Source organism: Antarctobacter sp., assembly GCF_048262615.1.
In the GTDB taxonomy this organism is placed as follows: Bacteria; Pseudomonadota; Alphaproteobacteria; order Rhodobacterales; family Rhodobacteraceae; genus Antarctobacter.
On sequence record NZ_JBLXFB010000024.1, the window covers coordinates 40,287 to 59,916 of the forward strand.

Consider the following 19,630-nt stretch of genomic DNA (forward strand, 5'->3'; position numbering starts at 1 on the left):
GGCGCCACCGTTGCCGGGCCGGTGGGCGCCGCGTCCGCAAGACTGTTCAGCCCCGCGGCACCAAAAGCGCCGCCACCTCCGAGACCGGGCGATCCGGTTTCATCTCATCGACTAGCGCGAACAGCTCTTCGGACTGGGCGCGGCCAATGGAATCCTCGGTGAGTTCGAACAGTTTTTCCTCGTGTTCGCCCGGCTTGTAGGGCTTCAACGGCGAGCCCTTGGCGCGTTCCTCAAAGCGCTGCGCGCTGGTGCCGTCCTTGAAATGCACGGTCACGTCGGCGACGAAATAGGGGTATTTGTCCAGGTCCGGCGCGACCTGCAATTTCATCCGTTTGGTCATGGCGATGGCCTCGGACCCCTCGGAAAGGTCGAGTTTGCCATCCATGAAATCCTTGTGGGCGCGGTAGCCGTTGCCCAGTCCCATCACCGAAAGCGCCATCTGCGCGGGCAGGGAGTATTGCAACTCTTCGATGTTGCGGGGCTGGAAAATCTGCGCGTTCCGGGTGCCGACGATGCTGTCGGCCATGGTCTGCACCTTGGTGTCGACATAATCGATTTCAGTCGCACGGTCGCGGAAATGCTCCATCGCCTCGATGAAGGGAAAGGTGCCGGCGCAGCAGCAATAAGGCTTGAACGACAGGCCGGGCATGAAGTTCGGAGCCCCGGCGGCAAAGGCTTCGCGGGCCTCGTCGCCCACCTCTTTCTGGGCGAACAGCCTGAACAGGCCACGGTTGCCGGTCAGCCATTTGCGCGGGCCGGTGATTCCGGCGCGGGCCAGTTCGGCGGCCTCGATGCCATTGCGCACGCAGATACCGGCGTGGATTCGTTTGATCGAGCCGCCGGTAGAGGCGTATTCGGTCGGCCCGCTGAGGTGGCTGAGCGCGATGGCCAGCGCGTTGAAAGTTTGCTCTTCGTCCAGTCCATACAGCTTGGCGGCGATGGCGGCGCTGCCGAAGTTGCCGAACAGCGCATGCGGTTGCCAGCCGACGTTGAGCACCGCCGGGGACGCAAAGCGGCCAATGCGCACGTAGGTTTCGTAGCCCGCCACCAGCGCCGTCATGGTGTCTTCGAACGACTTGCCCAGTTCCTCACCCAAGGCAAAGGCCGCAGGCACCACGGCACAGCCGGGATGGGCGTTGTCGAAGAAATCGTCGTATTCGAATCCATGGCCGTAGCTGGCGTTCAGATAGGCCGCGTCGACGGCTGCGGCTTTGGTGCCCTCGCCGACGATGGTGGCGCCGCCCGGTCGCGGGTTGCGGAACGTGCGGGTCTGGCGCGACCACGGCAGGGACTGTGCGCCAAGCTGAATGGCGAACTGGTCCTTGATCAGTGATTTCAAAGAGTTGCGCGTGTTCTCGTCGATGTCTCCGGCGCCGTATCCGACGACAAATCGTGCGACATCGCGCTCAAGGCTCTGGCTATCGTCGTTCATGGTTTTGGGCTCCGTGACTGGTTGGAAGGGGCTTCGTTGTTGAAAATTACTACGCAGCCCGGATGATGCACGCAAATGCCGATAGGGGCCGCCTATGCCTGCCAAAGAATGCGCCCGGCCCGCGTCGACGATCCAAAACACCACATTTGCAGACTGGCCCGGAGGAGACCCCGCCATGACCATTGTTGAAGACCTCGCCGCCTTTACCACGCGGACGGATTACAAGGATTTGCCCGCTGACGTGGCCGATGAAAGCAAGCGCCTGCTGCTTGACTCGATCGGCTGCGCGCTGGCGGCGGTGGACCATCCAAAGGGCAAGATCGGCGTGGACATCGGCCGGTCCTTCGGCGGCAGCGCACAGGAGGCGGTGGTGCTGGGCACCGGCGCGCGCTCTTCGGTGTTGGGGGCGTGCTTTGCCAATGGTGAGTTGATCAACGCGCTGGACATGGACGCCATCCTGCCGCCCGGCCATGTCGCGCCCTATGTCATTCCTGCGGCGCTGGCGCTGGCCGAAAAGCACGGCACCAGCGGTGCCGACATGGTCGTCGCCAATGCGCTGGCGCATGAGATATCCAACCGTATCGGCAAGGCGATGGATTACCTGCGCGACATCCGCAATGGCCAGATCGACCCGCCGACCGTCTACGGCTATTCCAGCACCATCTTCGGGGGAACTGCGGCCGCGCTGAAGGTCAAGGGGGCCTCGGCCGAGGTGATTGCCCACAGTCTGGGCATCGCCGGCTGCACGGTGCCGGTGAACTCTCATATGGCCTGGGTCAACCATGCGCCCAGCACCACGGTGAAATACACCGTTGGCGGCGTGATGGCGCAGGCGGCGCTGACCGCGGCCATGCTGGGTGAAGGCGGCCACCGTGGCGACTTGCAGGTGCTGGACGATCCGGAATACGGCTTTGCCAAGATGATCGGCACCAAGCGCTGGGAGCCGGCGCCGATCACCGACAAGCTGGGCGAGGTCTGGGGCTTTGTGGCGCAATCAAGCATCAAGCCCTATCCCTATTGCCGGGTCCTGCACGCCGCCTTTGACATCATGGCGCGCTTGCAGGGGGAACATGACATCAAGCCCGAAGAGATCGAAACGATCAAGGTGCAGGGCGAAGGCTTTCTCGAACGTCCGCTGTGGCAGAGCACCGAGATCGGCCATGTCATCGACGCCCAGTTCAGTCTGGCCCATGGCATCGCTCTGGCGGCGCATCGGGTGCAGCCGGGCAAACAGTGGCAGGACCCCAAGCTGGTCTACAGCGACTCGGTCATGAAGCTGATGGAGCGGGTCTCGCACGAAGAGCATCCCGCCTATATCTCGTCGATGATGAAGAACCCCGCCAGCCGTGCAACCCATGTGGAAATCTTCGCGCGCGGGCGGAAATTCAGCGGCGACCAGTTGTATCCCAAGGGCAGCCCCTCGCCCGACCCTGCAAGCCGGATGACCACCGGGGAGTTGGTGGAGAAGTTCCAGCACAACGGAGCCGAAGTGCTGTCGGCCGCAGCGCTCGACGATGCGGTGGACGCCATCATGAACTTCGAACAGCACAACAGCGTGGCACGGGTCATGGCGATCTTCGTCGAAGGCGCAAAGGTGCAGGCCGCCGCCTGAACCAATTTTTCGGGATGCACTGGATACAGCGTGCGGGGCGGGGGCCCCGCACGCTGTTTTGCGTTCGCACAGGGTTCACATGCCCGCATCGGCGGCGCGAGAATCCCGGCGGCGGTCGCCTCGGAAGAATTCAACTCCAAGCGGCGCAATTGCCATCATATTCGCGTTCCGCGAAATCCAAGGCCCGCGCCGCGGTCCGCAACCCCGGCTCCGCACCGTCGGACAGTCCCGGAAAGCGGCTGATAGACGTTTTGAAAATCGTTGTATTCCAGTGGCTTGATGTGGCGTCCGGGGTTGGCATAGGAAACTCCGATGCACCGCCTAGGCCGCAGTTTCAACTGCCTTAATTGACTTGGAACAGCCGCACCTCCTAACTCGAAGGCAACGCGTGGCGGGGTCGTCATGCCGATTTAGGGAGGAAATCATCATGTTCAAATTCACAGCGATCTCTGCCGGACTGCTCTGCGCATTGGCCGCGCCCGTCGCCGCCGAGAAGTTCAACATCACCCAGGTCTTTTCGGCCACGCACTGGCACATGACCGAGGGTATCCAGACCTTCATGGACGAAGTTTCCGCTGCCTCGAACGGCGAGATCACCTTCGAGGTTTATCACGCCGGGCAGCTTGGCAAGGAAAGCACCACGGTGGTGAACTCGGGTCTGGCGCAGATGGGCATCCTTGTGCCGGGTTACGAGGTCGAGAAGCTGCCGCTGACGTCTGTGGTCGAGTTGCCGGGCTTTCACACCTCCGCCTGCGAAGGCACCATGCAGTACTGGGAGCTGGCCAAGGAGGGCGGTGCCCTCTTTGAGGAAGAATACAAAAAGCTGGGCGTGCGTCCGCTTTACGTGATGGTTTTGACGCCCTACGAGGTGCAGACCAATTCCGCCGTGGTGGAAAGCGTCGACGACATGAAGGGGCTGAAGCTGCGGGCCAACGGCGCTCTGGCCAAGGCGGTGGACTTTCTTGGCGGCGTGCCAATGCAGGTGACATCGCCGGAATTCTACGATGCCCTTGCGCGCGGCGTGGTCGATGGCGGCATGTGGCTGTCGGGCTCGACGCGTCTGGTTGGTCTGGAAGACGTGCTGAACCACACCGTAAAGGGAACGTCGATGGGCGCGGGCAGCACCATGTTCGCGATCAGCGAAAAGGTATGGCAGGGACTCGACGAGGAGACGCAGAAAATCCTCATGGAGGCTGGTGAGAAGACCACCCGGCACATGTGCGAATATCTTGATCGCAGCGGCGCGGAAGAGGAAAAGTGGCTGGTCGAGAACGGCAAGCTGACCCTGCACGTACTGTCGCCGGAACAGGCCGCTGTCTGGAGCGAGGCCATCGCGCCGGTGGCCAGCCAATGGGCCGATGACATGAACTCCAAGGGCCGTGCCGGCACCAAGGTGCTGGACGCCTACAAGGCCGTGGCCGAAAGCATGTGAGCCTTTGGGGCGGGGCGCGCCGGGATGGCCGCCCCGCCTTGCCGACATTGTCGACAGGCCCTGCCTGTCCACGCAACTTTCGACCGTCCGCACTGAAAGGAAGGTTCCGTGACAACCCTACTCAGACGCCTGGACCAGGCCGCGATGCTTATCGCCGTCTTCGCCATCGCGATGATCATGTTCTGTGTCAGTCTTGACGCTGTCCTGCGCTACGCCTTCAACGCCCCGCTGCGTTGGTCCTTTGAGCTGGTGCGCTACTACCTGATGGTGGTGGGTATCTACTTTGCGGTCTCCGGGACGCTGGCACGCGGTGACCACGTCAGCATCACGCTGTTCCGCGACATGTTCCCGAAAAAGCTGCGCAACTGGCTGGATATCCTCTGGTGCATGGTGGCGGCGGTCGTCTTTGCCTTTCTGGTCTACGGCACCTGGCACAATGTCACCGACGCCTGGGAGAACCGCGACTTCATCCCCGGCTATTTCCTCTGGCCGTCCTGGCTGTCGCATCTGGCGATTCCGCTGGGGTGCGCGCTGCTGGTGCTGCGGCTGGTTCATCACAGCATCACGCTGGCCATCTCCGGTGACGATCCGGACTTCGAAGAACATGGGGAGCCCCACGAATGATTTCCGCAACCTGCGTGATCCTGATGGTCGCCCTACTGGTGGTGGGCGCGCCGATCAGCTTTGCCATGATCATCTCGGGGGCCGTTGGCCTGTACATGATCGGCGGCACCGACCCGATGATTGCGATCCTGTCGTCGTTTCCGCGTGAAAGCGCCATTACCTTCGAATTCGTTACCGTGCCGATGTTCCTGCTGATGGCAGAGCTGGTGCTGCGCTCCGGCGTTGCCGACGACCTGTTTCGCGCCGCCGCCGCATGGTTCGGCCGGGTGCGCGGCGGGCTGGGCATCGCCACCGCGCTGGCCGGTGCAGGATTTGGCGCGATCTGCGGATCGTCCACCGCCGCCGCCGCAACGCTGTCCTCGACCTCGCTGCCTGCGATGCTGAAATACGGCTATGAGCGGCCGATGGCTGCCGGTGTCGTGGCCATTTCCGGCACGCTGTCGATGCTGATCCCGCCCAGTGTCGCGATGATCGTCTACGGCATCCTCACCGATGTGAGCATCGCCAAGATGCTGGTGGCCGGGGTCATACCGGGAATCCTGGTCACCCTGACCATTGCGCTGACCGTTTATTTCCTTGCATGGCAGGACCCCAAGCGTGCACCGCTGAGCGCCAAGGTGCCGCTGCGCGAGAAGATCGCCCTGCTGCGGCTGATTGGTCCGATGCTGCTGCTGATGCTGGCGGTGACAGGGTCGATCTACGGTGGCGTGGCGACCCCGACAGAGGCCTCGGCGGTGGGTGCGCTGTTCGCGGCGATCCTCTATTTTACCCGTGCGAGGCGCACCTTTGCCGAAACCTTCGAGGTCTTCTCCAAGGCGGCGCGCACCTCCTGCATGATCGCACTGATTATCCTTGGGGCGCATGTCTTCTCGACCTTCTTCGCGCTGACCCAGACGACGCAAGGCATCGTGTCATGGGTCGGGGAACTGCCCCTCGCGCCGCCGCTGATCATCGTGATCCTGATCGCCATCTACATCCTGCTCGGCACCTTCCTCGACCAGATGGCGATTCTGGTGCTGACGGTGCCGATCGTGGTGCCGACGGTTGTCTCGCTGGGCTACGACCCGATCTGGTGGGGGGTTATCCTGATCGTTACCGCCGAACTGGGGATGGTGACGCCACCTCTGGGACTCAATGCCTTTGTGGTGGCGCGCTACTCCGGCACCCCGACCGGAGAGGTCTTCCGCGGCATCATCCCGCATTTTGTCGCCCATCTGATCGCCATCGCGATTCTGGTGATTTTCCCGGCGCTGTCGCTGTTCCTGCCGAACCAGATGTAGCGTCGGCGTCGTGACCCGGCGGGGCGCGGCTGCGCCCTGCCGCCTGCCCGCAATCTTGCCATAGGTATTGGTACTGCCTTGGATAGGTAGCCGCGGGCTGGTGCCTGCGCCCCGATCTGCGACGCTGTCCCCGAATAAGAAACGAGCCAAGAGCCAAGACGCGGCCGGGAGGAAAACGTGAAGAAAAACCTGCTCGAGTGGTTGTCGGAGGCATTGCTGACGCTGACCGCGATCCCCATGCTTGCGATGATGGTCCATGTTACACTGGACGTCATCCTGAAATACACGATCAGCACCCCGATACAGGGCACGCTGGAGATCACCGCCTATTACTACATGGTCTCGGTGGTGGTGCTGCCACTGGCCTTCGTCGAGCTGACGCGACAGTCGATCGCGGTCGAGCTGTTTTACCAGATGATGAGCAGCGGGCTTCAGGTGGCGGTCATCGGCTTTGTGCTGCTGCTCAGCGCCGTCACCTATGCCGGACTTGCCGTGATCTCGATCCCCGACGCCCTGCGCGCCTTCGAGATGAAGGAGATCGTGATGGGCACAGTCAACATCTACATCTGGCCGATGCGGTTTGTCCTGCCGGCGGGGCTGATCCTCGCCGCGGCCATCACGATGATGCTGTTCTTTCGCCTGCTGTTCAGCAGCCACTGGCGGCACGCGCTGACCGTCATTAATGAACACGACCCCGACGCGGAAGGACACTGACCATGTCGATGCTTGAAATCGGTTTTGCCTCCACCGGGCTTGTGCTGTTCCTGATCGCGCTTCGGGCGCCCATCGGCATTGTGCTGCTGGTGGCGTCCTTCCTCGGTATCTGGGCGGCACTGGGGTTCAATGTGGCCTGGGGCATCGCCCGCGCCATCCCGTTCGACTTTATCGCCAACTGGGCCTTCAGCGCGGTGCCGATGTTCCTCCTGATGGGCTTTATCGCGTCCAACGGCGGGCTGACCGACGGGTTGTTCAAGGCCCTCAGAATTCTCTTGAGATGGCTGCCGGGCGGACTGGCCTGTTCCGGTGTCGGTGCCTGTGCGCTGTTCTCGGCGGCGTCGGGTTCATCGGTGGCCACGGCGGCGGCAATGTCGAAGATTGCCGTGCCCGAGATGCTGAAACAGGGGTACGACAAGGCGCTGGCCACCGGGGCCATCGCCTCGGCCGGCACACTGGGGTCGCTGATCCCGCCGTCGATCCTGATGATTGTCTACGCGATCTTTGCCAATGTCTCGGTCGGAAAGCTGTTCATGGCGGGGTTCCTTCCCGGCCTTTTGTCAGCCGCAATGTACATGGCCATGATCGTGATCCGGGTAAAGATGAACCCGAACCTTGCCCCGCGTGAGGACATCCGTCCGGAACCCGGCGAAACCGCTCAGGCGCTGAAAGAGGTCTGGCCGCTGCCGACGCTGATCCTCGGTGTTCTGGGGGGCATCTTTCTTGGCATCATGACCCCGACCGAGGCCGGGGCCGTGGGTGCCTCACTGGCGATGGTGCTGGCCGCGATGCGCCGCCGCCTGAACTGGACTGTGGTCAGACTGGCCGTGCGCGATGCCGCCATCGGCACCTCGACGGTCTTTATCATCGCCGTCGGCGCCACCATGTTTACCTCCTTCATGGGGCTGACCGGCGTGCCTCGGGCGATTTCCAGCGCCATGCTGGCGGTCGGCGACGATCCTGTGACGCTGATCCTGATGATCGCGGTGATCTACATCGTGCTCGGCATGTTCATCGAGTCGATCGGCATCATGCTGCTGACGCTGCCGATCATCTACCCGCTGCTACAGGCCGCGAATGTCGACATGATCTGGTTCGGCATCATCGTGATCAAGCTGCTTGAGATCGGCATGATCACTCCGCCGGTGGGGCTGAACTGCTACGTCATCAGCTCTGCTTTGCGTGGCATTGTGCCTTTGTCGACGATCTTCCGTGGCGCGATGTGGTTCATCATGACTGATCTTGTGACGCTCAGCCTGCTGATCGCCTTCCCGGTGATCTCGCTCTGGTTGCCGTCTATCATGAACTGAGGACTGACCAATGGATACAGGAATTGCGGGCAAACGGGCGCTGGTCACTGGCGGAAGTTCCGGCCTCGGGCTGGCGGCCTGCGAGGCGCTGGCGGCGGAGGGGGCCGAGATCGCCATCTTCGCCCGTGAAAAGGGGCGGATAGACACCGCAGCCGAGCAGTTGCGGGCGCGTCACGGCGGGCGGGTCGACGGCTTTGCAGGCGACATCACCGTGCAGAAGGACGTCCGCGCCTTGGCCGAGTGGATGGCAGGGACCGGCGGCGTCGACATTCTGGTGCTGAACACGCCGCGCCCGCCCAGCCCGATGCGCCCCTTCCTCGAAGAGACCGAGGACGACCGCTGGCAGCGCGCTTGTGCCGACCAGCTTGAAAGCGCGCTTTTTGTCTTGCGGTTCCTGACGCCGCTGATGCTGGACAAGGGGTGGGGACGGATCATCGGCGTCACCTCGGCCAGCATCAAGCAGCCAATGCCGCGTCACGCGCTGTCCTCGATCTTTCGCGCCGGTGTGCAGGTGGCGCTAAAGCATCTGGTCGAAGAGGTGGCGCCGCATGGCGTGACCGTCAATTGCATCGGACCCGCAACCGTGCTGACGCCCACCTTCGGGCAGTTCCACAATCTGGAGCGGCGCGTAGCGGGCACGGCGCTAAAGCGCGCCGGCACGCTTGAGGAATTTGGCGGAACCGTCGCCTTTCTGGCCTCGCAGCAGGCGGGCTACATCACCGGAGAGACGCTCCAGCTTGACGGTGGAATGACAAAGGGATTGTGACGCAATGGGCGAATTTGCAGGCAAACAGGCGCTGGTGGTCGGCGGCGGCAGCGGCATCGGGGCCGAATGCATCCGGCTGCTGGCCGGGCAGGGTGCCGCAATCGTGGTTGCCGACCGCGACCAAGACGCGGCGGAGCGGGTCGCCGCAGAACATGGCGGCCGGGCCGAGGCTTACGACATTTCCGATCCGGCGGCGGCAAGCGATCTGGTCGCGCGACTGGAAATGGATAGCTGCCTGCCCGACGTCCTCATCAACTGTGCCGGTATCCGCGAGATCGCGCATCCCTTGGACCTGACGCCGGAACAGTGGCAGCAGGTGCTGGCGGTCAACCTGTCGGGGGCCTTCTACATCGCGCAGGCGGTGGCGCGGAAATGGCGCGATGATGCCCGGCCGGGCGCCATCGTCATCGCGGCATCGACGTCGGGTCTGCTGGCCTCGGAGAACCGGGCCGCCTATGTCGCCTCCAAGCACGGGGTCGTCGGGCTGACCAAGCAGCTTGCGCTGGACCTTGGGCCGCTGGGCATAAGGGTCAACGCGGTCGCGCCCGGTGTTGTGCGGACACCGATGACCGAAAGCTATTTCGATGATCCCGAGACCGTGGAGCGGCTGAACCGGGTGTACCCGCTGGGCCGTGTCGCCTTGCCGGTGGATGTGGCCGAAGTCATGGTCTTTCTGGCCTCGGATCGCGCGCGCCACGTGACGGGCACCGTGGTGCCCGTCGATGCCGGTTATACCGCCGGGCGGCGCAAGTGACCGCGCGTCAGATCTCAAGCCGGTAGATGCGCGCGGCTGTGCCGGAATACAGCGCCGCCTTTTCCTCTGCCGAGGCACCACGGGTCAGGATCTTGTAGGCGTTCCACAGCGGCACATACCCGCTGGAACGACCGTCGGGCGGGAAGTTGCTTTCCATCATGCAGCGCGCGGGGCCGAAGGCCTCTACGGCGGTCTCGAAATAGGGCCGCCAGACCTTTGCCAGTTCTTCGGAAACCACCACGTCCTCGCGCGCCTCAAAGCCGAAGCCCCAGAAAGGCATTCCCAGCCCGCCGGTCTTGCAGACCACGTTCGGGCGTTCGGCGAGAGCGCGGATATTGTCGCGCCACCGGGCAAAGATCTCTGCCTTTTCGTCCGGGGACATGTCGACGCCGACTGCGGTGCCCATGTGATTGAGGATGAACGTCAGGTTCGGAAACTGGTCCGCCAGAGCGATCAGCCGGGGCAGGGTGGGGTCCCAGACAGCGGCATCAAAGGTCAGCCCGCGTTTTTCCAGTTCTGCCAGACCGGCGGGAAAACCCGGCGTGTCGAGCACGCCACGCGGCGGTTTGAATGTCATGATGAACTTGTATGGCCGGTCGTCGGGATGTTCGACCGCGACGTGGCGCACGCCGCGATAGCGGTCGGGGGCAGCGGCCATGCAGCGGTCCAGCAGGGCGCCCACCTGCGCGCCAAGGCTCAGGTTGGCATGGCCGATGATGCCGTGGTTGACTTTGCAGGGGCCGTATTGCCCGGTCGCCGCCATGGCGGCGATGCCATTGGCGAATTCGACTTCGCCCAAGGGCCGCAGATGCTCTGGCCCGTCCGTGCGAGAGTACACCTGCGTCTCGCAGTAGATCGAGGCGACGATATTATGGCCGCCAGTGGCGTCGGCCATGTAGTCGTCCAGCATGTACCGATTGTTCGGCAGGTCAAAAAGGTGGATGTGCGAATCCACGATCGGCAGATCGGGTTCGAGGATGGTCTCTTCGCGGCCTTCGAGGCGTTTGCTTTTCATGGCCTTGTCTACTCTTTGATGAAATCTTCGTCGCTGACGGGTTCAAGCCATTCGACGGCGCTGCCGTTTTCGGCCTCGGTGATGGCGATATGGGTCATGCCGGTGGTCGGGCTGGCACCATGCCAGTGCTTTTCTTCCGGCTCGAACCAGACGACATCACCCGCTTTCACGGCGCGCACGTCGCCGTCCCAGGTGCCGACCTGGCCGCTGCCAGCGGTGATCACCAGCAGTTGCCCGACCGGGTGGGTGTGCCAGCGGGTGCGTGCGCCGGGGTCGAACGTGACCTGACCGCAGGCCAGCCGCGAGGGTGCGTCGGCCATGTAGATCGGGTCGCGCCGGACGTGACCGGTAAAGTTGCTCTCGCCGCCAATGTCAGAGGGCCGGGTGCCGTTCTCAATGATCTTCATCTCATCTCCCTTTCTATGTGGCCCGTGCTGCCGTCGGGCGGCCGGGGCGGGGTCGTTCGGTCGGGGACAAGTCAGTCGAAGACAAAGACGCCCTTGCCGCCGGCCTGTTTGTCGAAGGACGTGTAGGCCTGTGCCGCCTGATCGAGGGTCCATCGGTCGGAAAAGACCTTGTCGACCTCGACGCCGTGGTCGGCGATGAACCAGGCGCATTCCTTCATGCCGGTGATCGAGAAGGTCCAGGAGCCGACGACGGTGCGCTGCCGGGCGATCATGTCATTCCAGCCGACCACGTCGAGGTTGCCGCCCACCGCCACCAGCGCGATGCGCCCCCAAGTCGCGGTGGCCCGTACCGCCTGCTGCTTGGCCACGTTGCCACCGGCGCAATCCATGGCGCAGCTTGCGCCCTTGCCACGGGTCAGGCGGTGGATCTCTTCCACCGGGTCGTGCGTCTTGCCGTTGATCGCATGGGCGGCACCAAATGCCTTTGCGGCGGCGACGCGGCCCGGATCTATGTCGACGCCAATGACCTCGACCCCCATGGCCGCGGCAAGCTGCACCGCCGACAGACCCACCGGTCCCAGCCCGAAGACCGCCAATGTATCGCGCGCGCTGAGGTTCAGACGGAGGATGGCGCCATAGGCGGTGCCGGTGCCGCAGGCCACCGCCGCACCCGCCACGAAGGACATCTGTTCCGGCAGCTTCACCAGTGTCGAGGCCGGCACCAGCATGTAGTCGGCATGGCCACCGTGTTTGACCGCGCCGTGCGGCCGGGTGCCTTCCTCGCACATCTGGGTCCAGCCGGTCCGGCAATGGTCGCAGGTACCGCAGCCCTCGTAATGGAAGACGATCACACGGTCGCCGGGGCGGAAACGCGCCGGGTCCACCCCCGGCCCGACCGCCTCGATCACGCCGCAGGGTTCATGCCCGGCGATGATCCGGGATGACGCATCCATGCCGCCCGCGCCCAGCGTGATCAACCCCTGCTGTACGAGGAAATCCAGCGGGTTCTCGGCCCGGTAGAAATGCAGGTCGCTGCCGCACATGCCGCTGGCCTTCATACGGATCACGGCCTGACCGGGGCCGGGCTCGGGGTCATCGAAGGACGTCACTTCCAGGGTCCGGTTGCCGGTAAAGACCACTCCGCGCATCACAATCTTCCTTTGTTCTGGGTCACGTCTCCGGGCCGCGCTCATCAAGCGCCCGCAGCACGGTTTCTGGGTTAAGTGGCAGCGAGGTCATCCGCCGTCCGGTGGCGTTCGACACCGCATTGGCCACGCAACCAAGCGCCGAGACCATGCCCGCCTCGGCCACACCTTTCACGCCGAAGGGGTGGTGCGGGTTCGCAACCTCCACGATCACCGTGTCGATCATCGGCAGGTCGGAGGCCACAGGCATCCGGTAGTCGAGCCATCCGGCGTTCTGCAAGACACCGTCGGGGCCATAGACATAGCCTTCGTTCAGCGCCCAGCCGATGCCCTGCGCAACCGCCCCCTGCATCTGGCCCTCGACATAGGCGGGGTGCACCGCGCGGCCGGCATCCTGGCAGGTGACGAAGTCGAGGATCTTCACCGCGCCGGTCTCCGGGTCGACCTCGACATCGCAGAACATGGCGGACAGGCCCGGCGCGTGACCGGTCATGGTCTCGCCGTGGGAAGCCCCGAAATGCCCGCCAGAGGCCGACGCGCCCTCGGCCAGTTCTCTCAGGGTCAAAGGCTCAAATCGGCCAACGTTCGACGACGACGGATGTGCCGCGCCGTCCCGCCAATCCACCGCCTCGGCATCGACTTGCCAGATCTGCGCCGCCCGCGTCTTGAGCTGGGCGATCACCGAGGTGCAGGCCGCGACGATGGCCTTGCCGGTTGCAAAGGTCACGCGGCTGCCGCCGGTCACGTCGCCATAGGGCACCGACGCGGTGTCGTGGATCTCGGAGCGAATTTGATCGTAGGGCACACCGAAGGTATCGGCGGCCATCATTGCCATGGCCGCGCGGCTGCCGCCAATGTCGGGGCTGGAACTGGCGACGGTGACCACTCCATCTGCATTGACAAAGCAGGTCGCGCCGGAATGCCCGGCGCCGTTGTGCCAGAACCCGGCAGCGATCCCCCGTCCCCGGTTGGGGCCCAGAGGTTGGCGGTATTTGGGATGAGCCTTCAGCGCACGCAGGGTCTCGGCAAAGCCGTCGTGCGACATGGTGCGGTCGCCAAGTTGCGCATCGCCCGCGCGGATCGCGTTCTTGAGCCTCAGGTCGATCGGGTCCATGTCAATCCGGCCCGCAAGCACGTCCAACACGCTTTCGGTGGCAAAACATGACTGGGTCGAGCCCGGCGCGCGATACGCGGCCGTCATGGCCCGGTTCGAGACGACATCGTAGCCGGTGCCGCGCTGGTTGGGGATCGCGTAGTGCGCAAAGGCGCAGAGGCAGCCGTTGATAAAAGGTGCCGAAGGGAAGGCGCCGGAATTGTAGTAGAGTTCGATTTCCGCCGCGGTCAGGGTGCCGTCGCGCCGCGCACCGATCTTGACCCGGATCTTGCTGTCCGAGGCCGGTCCGGTGGCGCGGAAAACCTCATGGCGGCTCATGGTCATCTTTACCGGCAACCCGGCGCGCTGCGACAACAGCATCGCCACCGGCTCCAGATAGACTTTGGTCTTGCCGCCGAAACCGCCGCCGATCTCGGCCGGACTGGTGCGGATCGCGGATGCCGGCAGGCCGGTGAACAGCGCCGTCAGGTCACGCATCTGGAAATGGCCCTGACTCGACACCCAAAGATGCGCGGTGCCGTCGGCATGGCATTCGGCCACGCAGGCGTGCGGTTCGATGTATCCCTGATGTACCGGCACCGTGTCGAAGTTCAGCTCGACCACTTCGTCGGCCACGGCAAAGCCCGCCGCGACGTCTCCCAGGCTGTCGGACCAGCGGCGGCTGATGTTGGAGGGCCGCAGCGGCGCGGGCGCGACGTTGCGGGTAAACATTGTCTCATGGACGAGCGGCGCGTCCTCGGCGATGGCCGCGTCTATCGTGACAACAAAGGGCAATGGCTGGTAGTCGACGGCGATCAGGGCGAGGGCAGCCTTGGCAGTGGCTTCGTCCTGTGCCGCAACGGCGGCGACGGCCTGACCGTGGTAAAGCGCCTTTTCCTTGGCCATGACATTGCGGACGTCGTGGTGAGAGTTCTTCTGGAGCCGTTCAATACCGCTATAGACGTCGGGGAAATCGGGCAGGTCCGCGCCGGTCACCACCGCATGCACGCCGGGCAGGGCGCGGGCCCGTGCGGTGTCGATGCCACGGATGCGGGCGTGCGCATGGGGGCTGCGCAACACCTTGCCGCAAAGCGCGCCGGGCGGGGTGTAGTCGGCACCGTAACGCGCTGCGCCGGTGACCTTTGGCACGCCGTCCGGACGCACCGGGCGGGTTCCGACAAAGGGCCGTTTCGGAGGGGCGATCTGGTTCATCGGATGGTCTCTCCCAATGTCCGCACGGGTATGCAGCGTTCCAAGGTATGTGCCGTCTTGGCCGTCCTGCCGCAGGCTATACCCGCTGCCCCGGAAACCGAATGAAGCGCGGGCCTGTGGCGGCAATAGGCGAAGGCTTCGGCTCCGGGTCTAGACATCCGGCTGGCTTCCGAAGCGATGGTGCGAACCGGGGTCGGCCGCCGGGTCCCGCACCAGTTCATAGTGGACCTCCGGCTTGCCCGTGCCCTGATGCAACTCCCTGACCCTCTCGATCACCTGCACATAGGCAAGGGTGCTGCGCGACTGTAGCCGCAACGCCTCTGCCCAAGTGGCCACCTTGAACCGTTCGAACCACAATGTCGGGTCGAGCAGATCGCGCGACAACGTCCAGCGCATGGCGCCGTCGCGGGCCCGGTGGGCCCGTTTCTCGCGCATGGCGGTCAGGAACGCCGCCACGTCGTCTTCCCGGATGCGGTAATGAATGGTGGTGACGATCGGTCCGCTGCTGGGCACCATGTCCAGACGTGGTTCGGGTTTGATCCATCCGCCGTGCGGGTCCAGACCGTCACCGTCGATCTCGCGTACCGGACAGCAAAAGCGCAAGGCCAGAGCCGCCGCCAGCAGGGCCGCCGCCACGGTCAGCGTGATCCGCGTGCCGGACCCGCCCGCCAGAACGCCCCAGGCCATGCTGCCCAACGCGTTCCCGCCAAAGACGAACGTCAGGTAGATCGCGATGCTGCGGCTCATCACCCAACGCGGCGAGGCGGTCTGGAACCCGGCGTAGAGCGTCGATTGCACAAAGATCCATGCGACCCCGGCCACCAGCGCGGCAAGGAGCGAAAGCCAGACGAGGGAACTGACGGCCAGCACCCACATGGCGACGGCGAACAGCCCGTGCCCCAGAGCCAGAAAGGGTTCGGACGCAATGCGTGCGCGTAGCGCGCCGAAAAAGAACGCCGCCATCACCGCGCCAGCCCCGAAAGCGCCAAACAAGAAACCGTAGAGTTGCGGCCCTCCGTGCAGCAGATCACGCGAGATCAGTGGCATCAGGGCGAGGACGGCAACGGCCCCGAAATTGAACACGGCGGCGCGCAGGCTGTACGCGGTCAGATTGGGTGACAGCGCCACGTAGCGCAGCCCGGCCATGATCGCATGTCCAAAGGTTTCGGGCGGCAGGTCGTCTCTGGCGACGCGCTCTGGCCAGCGCAACGCGGTCAGAAACACGCTGACATGGCTCAGCGCATTGAGCACGAAGGCGACAAATGCGCCGACCGCGGCCACCACCAGCCCGCCAAGGGCGGGGCCGAGGCTGCGCGCAAGATTGTTGTGCAGCGCGTTCAGCGCCACGCCCTGCGGCACCTCGCTGCGCGGCAGGAACTCTGAAACCATCGAAGACCAGCCGGGGTAGTAGATCGCCCGGCCGCACCCGATCAGAAACGTGCAGGCCAGCAACAGGTTCGGCGTCAGGTTGCCGTAATAGGCGCTTGCCGCGAGATAGACCGAGATCACCAGCAGAAAGATCTGGGCCCAAAGCACCATCGCCCGCTGGCCAATTCTGTCGGAGATCGCCCCGCCGGGAACCGACAGCAGCATAAAGGGCAACGCCACGGCGGTCTGGACCAGCGCGATCTGCGCCGGTGTCCCGCCCAGCGTGGTCATCAGCCATGAGGCACCGACGATATGAAGCTGCCAGCCGAAGTTTGAAGACATGCCAGCCACCGAATAGGCTAGGAAGGCAGGCTTGCGCAGCGGGCCGAGGGTCGAGGTCGAGGTTGATGGGATCACGTCCTGGCGGCCTCTGCGGTCTCCGGGCCGGACAATCGCGATGGCATCCGGATCGACACGCCCGGTCGGCGCGGACCCAAGGTCGATCGGTTGCTTGGCACAGGCATCCCTTTCCGAGTCGTTTCGCGCATGGCGCAATTGAGCCGGGTCCGGTCGCGCGGGTCAACGCCGCCGCCCCCCTGCCTGGGGCTATCGGGGGTATAGCGTCCGCCGAAGCCGGCCGGTGTTTGCCCCCGGCGCGGTTGTGGTCGCGACGGCGCGCCGCATACTGGACGGCATCGAGCGGACCCGGAACAGGGTGCGCCCCTTATTTCTTGGAGACAGCACATGGACCTCGGCATCACGGGCAAGACCGCCATCGTCACCGGCGCCGCAAGCGGCATCGGCGCAGGGATCGCCAGCCGTTTGGCCGAAGAGGGGGCCAATGTGGTGGTGGCGGACATCAACCTGCCGGCGGCCGAGGCGCACGCCGAAACCATCCATGCCGCCGGTGGCGTTGTCTTGGCGGTCAAGGCCAATGTCACCGACGCCGACGACGTGGCGGACATGGTGGAACGGGTGGTTGCCGCCTTCGGCTCTGTCGATATCCTCGTCAACAACGCCGGGTTGGCCCGCGACGGCCGGATCACCAAGATGAGCGAGGAAGACTGGGATCTCGTGCTCGATGTGGTGCTCAAGGGGGCCTTCCTGTGCACCCGTGCGGTGCTGCCGCACATGAACCAGCTGAAATGGGGGCGGATCGTCAACATCTCGTCGCGGGCGCATCTGGGCAATCCCGGACAGGCCAACTATTCCGCCGCCAAGGCCGGCATCATCGGCTTTACCAAGGCGATGGCGCTGGAAAATGGCCGCAACCTGATCACCTGCAACGCGGTGGCGCCGGGCATGATCGACACCCCCTTTGTGCGTGCCCATCCGAAATGGGAACTGATCCGCGACAATGCCGAGAAGACCACGCCGGTGCCACGCATCGGGGCGGCTGAGGACGTGGCCGATGCGGTCGCTTTTCTGGTGTCCGAACGGGCAAGCTATATCACCGGGGATGTGCTGCACGTCACCGGCGGTCGCTACTGAGACGGCGCGCGGGCCATGGACCAATCCGCACAGCGCAAGACCTACGTGCTGGTCCACGGCGCCTATCACGGTGGCTGGTGCTGGGCGACAGTGGCCGAGGGGTTGCGCGCGCTTGGCCACCGTGTCTTCACGCCGACCCTGACCGGCTTGGGCGAACGCGCTCATTTGCTGCGGTTCCACCCCTGCCTGAACACCTGGATCGAGGACGTGGCCCAGGTGATGCGCTTCGAGGATCTTTCCGAGGTCATCCTTGTCGGGCACAGCTTTTCCGGCTCCATCGTCTCGGCGTTGGCAGACCGGATGCCAGAGCGGTTGCGCCGCCTCGTCTACCTCGACGCGATGTTGCTGCAATCCGGGCAAAGCCCGAAGGACATCAGCGCCCCCGGCGTGATCGAGGCCTATGAGGAACGCGCGCGGGCCAACGACGGCATCGCCGTGCCCCCCAATCCCCCCGCACACTACGGCGTGACCGATCCGGACATGGCAGTCTGGTTCGCCACCAAACTGACGCCGCACCCGGTGCGAACCTATCTGGACGCGCTGCATCTGGACCATCCGTTGGGCAACGGCGTGCCGGCCACCTACATCGCCTGTTCCGCACCGTTTTTTGCCACCACCCGCAAGTCCCGCGCGGTGGCCCGTGCGATGGCGGGCTGGACCTATCTGGAAATCGCAACCGCACATAATGCGATGACCCTGGCACCGGACCTGCTGACAAAGGTTCTGGACCGGATCGAAACCGCCATGTCGGAGCCGTCGACAGAGGACGCGGCGGTGGGCGACTGATCACGGCGTCTCCGCGCCCGACCGGCCTGGTTTTTCTGCGCGCCGGTCGGCGACGGGGTGGGGGCAGGAACGTACAGGACAACAAATTGAGGAGACTTACATGAAAATCGGTTTTATCGGGCTCGGGTTGATGGGTCGGGGCATGGCGGCCAACCTGCAAAAGGCCGGCCATGACCTGACGGTACACGACCTCAGCCGCGAAGCGGCCCAACCTTTCCTCGACGCTGGCGCGCACTGGGCGGAGACGCCCAAGGCATTGGCGCGGCACGCCGAGATCGTCTTCACCTCATTGCCGCGGCCGAGCGATGTGGATGCGGTGGCCGAGGGCGAAAGCGGGCTGATCGCCGGGTTTCGCGCAGGTGCGGTCTGGTTCGACCTCTCGACCAATTCCGTCGATGTGGTGCGCCGGATCTACGACAGCCTGTCGGCAAAGGGTGTCCATTTCCTTGACGCGCCGGTTTCGGGTGGTCCGGCGGGCGCTGCCAGTGGCAAACTGGCGATCTGGATCGGCGGCGACCGGGCGGTTTTTGACCGCTGTCAGCCGGTGCTCGACGCGATGGCCGATCAGGCGCGCTACGTGGGCGATATCGGCGCGGGCTCGATTGCCAAGCTGTGCCACAACCTGTCCTCGACGGTGATGATTCAGGCGCTTGCCGAGGCCATGACGATCGGCGTCAAGGCGGGGCTGCCACCGCTGCAACTTTACGAGGCGATGCGTGCCGGTGCCGCCGGACGGGCCCGCGCCTTCGACATGATTCACCGCCGCTGGCTGCCGGAAAAGCTCGATCCGCCGAATTTCCAGCTGCAACTGCTGCACAAGGACATCAAGCTTGCCGTCGAACTGGCCCGTCAGGTCGGCGTGCCGGTCCGGCTGTCGCAGATGGCACTGGAAGAGATGACCGAGGCGCTCAACCGGGGTTGGGGAACGCGCGATGCCCAGACCATGCTGCTGCTTCAGCAAGAGCGCGCCGGGCTTGAGCCCTTTGGGCTGGAGATGGACGAGATCGAAGAAGTCATGTCCCGGAGCTGAAGGGCCCGACATGACCAAGGCCCGCCGGTGCGGCGGGTCTTGGGCGTATGGTGAAAGGCGGGGGCACCCCCCGCCCAAGCTCACAGCTTCTCGGTCAGTTCCGGGACGGCCTGGAACAGGTCGGCGACAAGGCCGTAGTCGGCGACCTGAAAGATCGGC

17 protein-coding genes and 1 pseudogene are annotated in these 19,630 nt (G+C 64.5%); 11 read left to right on the forward strand and 7 right to left on the reverse strand.

Annotated features, from left to right (window positions below; all coding sequences use genetic code 11):
* Positions 1-46: 46 nt before the first annotated feature.
* Entirely contained in the window at positions 47-1,432 is a 1,386-nt protein-coding gene (locus ACN0S5_RS19685; RefSeq protein ID WP_417210546.1) for an MmgE/PrpD family protein, read from the reverse strand.
* A gap of 175 nt (positions 1,433-1,607) precedes the next feature.
* Between ACN0S5_RS19685 and ACN0S5_RS19690 the strand changes: the two genes are divergently transcribed.
* The 8 genes from ACN0S5_RS19690 (at position 1,608) to ACN0S5_RS19725 (ending at position 9,924) form a co-directional block, all read left to right on the forward strand.
* The gene (locus tag ACN0S5_RS19690) at positions 1,608-3,044 is read left to right on the forward strand and encodes an MmgE/PrpD family protein (protein WP_417210549.1); all 1,437 of its coding nucleotides are present in this window, start codon (positions 1,608-1,610) and stop codon (positions 3,042-3,044) included.
* Between the two features lie 427 nt (positions 3,045-3,471).
* Entirely contained in the window at positions 3,472-4,476 is a 1,005-nt protein-coding gene (dctP, locus tag ACN0S5_RS19695; RefSeq protein ID WP_417210551.1) for a TRAP transporter substrate-binding protein DctP, read from the forward strand.
* 108 nt (positions 4,477-4,584) lie between these two features.
* Positions 4,585-5,100 (forward strand): TRAP transporter small permease, encoded by a 516-nt coding sequence (locus ACN0S5_RS19700; RefSeq protein ID WP_417210552.1) that lies wholly within the window; start codon positions 4,585-4,587, stop codon positions 5,098-5,100.
* Complete coding sequence (locus ACN0S5_RS19705; RefSeq protein ID WP_417210554.1) at positions 5,097-6,380, forward strand: TRAP transporter large permease; 1,284 nt, start codon at positions 5,097-5,099, stop codon at positions 6,378-6,380. The genes ACN0S5_RS19700 and ACN0S5_RS19705 overlap by 4 nt, the downstream gene beginning before the upstream one ends.
* Positions 6,381-6,557: 177 nt before the next feature.
* Positions 6,558-7,094 carry a TRAP transporter small permease subunit gene (locus ACN0S5_RS19710; protein ID WP_417210555.1) on the forward strand — a complete coding sequence of 179 codons (537 nt, stop codon included), beginning with the start codon at positions 6,558-6,560 and terminating at the stop codon, positions 7,092-7,094.
* Between the two features lie 2 nt (positions 7,095-7,096).
* Positions 7,097-8,404: a TRAP transporter large permease gene (locus ACN0S5_RS19715; protein WP_417210557.1), complete on the forward strand. Its 1,308-nt coding sequence runs from the start codon at positions 7,097-7,099 to the stop codon at positions 8,402-8,404.
* Positions 8,405-8,414: 10 nt separating this feature from the next.
* A complete protein-coding gene (locus tag ACN0S5_RS19720; RefSeq protein ID WP_417210559.1) occupies positions 8,415-9,170 on the forward strand; it encodes an SDR family oxidoreductase in 756 nt (251 codons plus the stop codon).
* Positions 9,171-9,174: 4 nt separating this feature from the next.
* The gene (locus tag ACN0S5_RS19725) at positions 9,175-9,924 is read left to right on the forward strand and encodes an SDR family NAD(P)-dependent oxidoreductase (protein ID WP_417210560.1); all 750 of its coding nucleotides are present in this window, start codon (positions 9,175-9,177) and stop codon (positions 9,922-9,924) included.
* Positions 9,925-9,931: 7 nt separating this feature from the next.
* On the opposite strand, the gene ACN0S5_RS19730 is transcribed toward ACN0S5_RS19725, so the two are convergent.
* The 5 genes from ACN0S5_RS19730 to ACN0S5_RS19750 form a co-directional block, all read right to left on the reverse strand.
* Entirely contained in the window at positions 9,932-10,939 is a 1,008-nt protein-coding gene (locus ACN0S5_RS19730) for an amidohydrolase family protein (RefSeq protein WP_417210561.1), read from the reverse strand.
* 8 nt (positions 10,940-10,947) lie between these two features.
* The gene (locus tag ACN0S5_RS19735; RefSeq protein WP_417210562.1) at positions 10,948-11,346 is read right to left on the reverse strand and encodes a cupin domain-containing protein; all 399 of its coding nucleotides are present in this window, start codon (positions 11,344-11,346) and stop codon (positions 10,948-10,950) included.
* 71 nt (positions 11,347-11,417) lie between these two features.
* On the reverse strand, positions 11,418-12,494 hold the full coding sequence (locus tag ACN0S5_RS19740) for a zinc-dependent alcohol dehydrogenase family protein (protein WP_417210565.1): 1,077 nt from the start codon (positions 12,492-12,494) through the stop codon (positions 11,418-11,420).
* A 22-nt stretch (positions 12,495-12,516) separates the two neighbouring features.
* On the reverse strand, positions 12,517-14,796 hold the full coding sequence (locus ACN0S5_RS19745) for a xanthine dehydrogenase family protein molybdopterin-binding subunit (protein WP_417210567.1): 2,280 nt from the start codon (positions 14,794-14,796) through the stop codon (positions 12,517-12,519).
* A 150-nt stretch (positions 14,797-14,946) separates the two neighbouring features.
* Positions 14,947-16,581, reverse strand: a complete 1,635-nt coding sequence (locus tag ACN0S5_RS19750; protein ID WP_417210569.1) for an MFS transporter — start codon at positions 16,579-16,581, stop codon at positions 14,947-14,949.
* 327 nt (positions 16,582-16,908) lie between these two features.
* Between ACN0S5_RS19750 and ACN0S5_RS19755 the strand changes: the two genes are divergently transcribed.
* The 3 genes from ACN0S5_RS19755 to ACN0S5_RS19765 all read left to right on the forward strand — a co-directional run bounded on the left by ACN0S5_RS19755 (position 16,909) and on the right by ACN0S5_RS19765 (position 19,471).
* A complete protein-coding gene (locus ACN0S5_RS19755; RefSeq protein ID WP_417210572.1) occupies positions 16,909-17,655 on the forward strand; it encodes an SDR family NAD(P)-dependent oxidoreductase in 747 nt (248 codons plus the stop codon).
* Positions 17,656-17,670: 15 nt separating this feature from the next.
* Positions 17,671-18,441 (forward strand): alpha/beta fold hydrolase, encoded by a 771-nt coding sequence (locus ACN0S5_RS19760; RefSeq protein ID WP_417210574.1) that lies wholly within the window; start codon positions 17,671-17,673, stop codon positions 18,439-18,441.
* Between the two features lie 100 nt (positions 18,442-18,541).
* Entirely contained in the window at positions 18,542-19,471 is a 930-nt protein-coding gene (locus ACN0S5_RS19765; protein WP_417210576.1) for an NAD(P)-dependent oxidoreductase, read from the forward strand.
* Positions 19,472-19,551: 80 nt separating this feature from the next.
* On the opposite strand, the pseudogene ACN0S5_RS19770 reads toward ACN0S5_RS19765, so the two are convergent.
* Positions 19,552-19,630 (reverse strand): annotated as a pseudogene (locus ACN0S5_RS19770) (electron transfer flavoprotein subunit alpha); the annotation flags it as partial.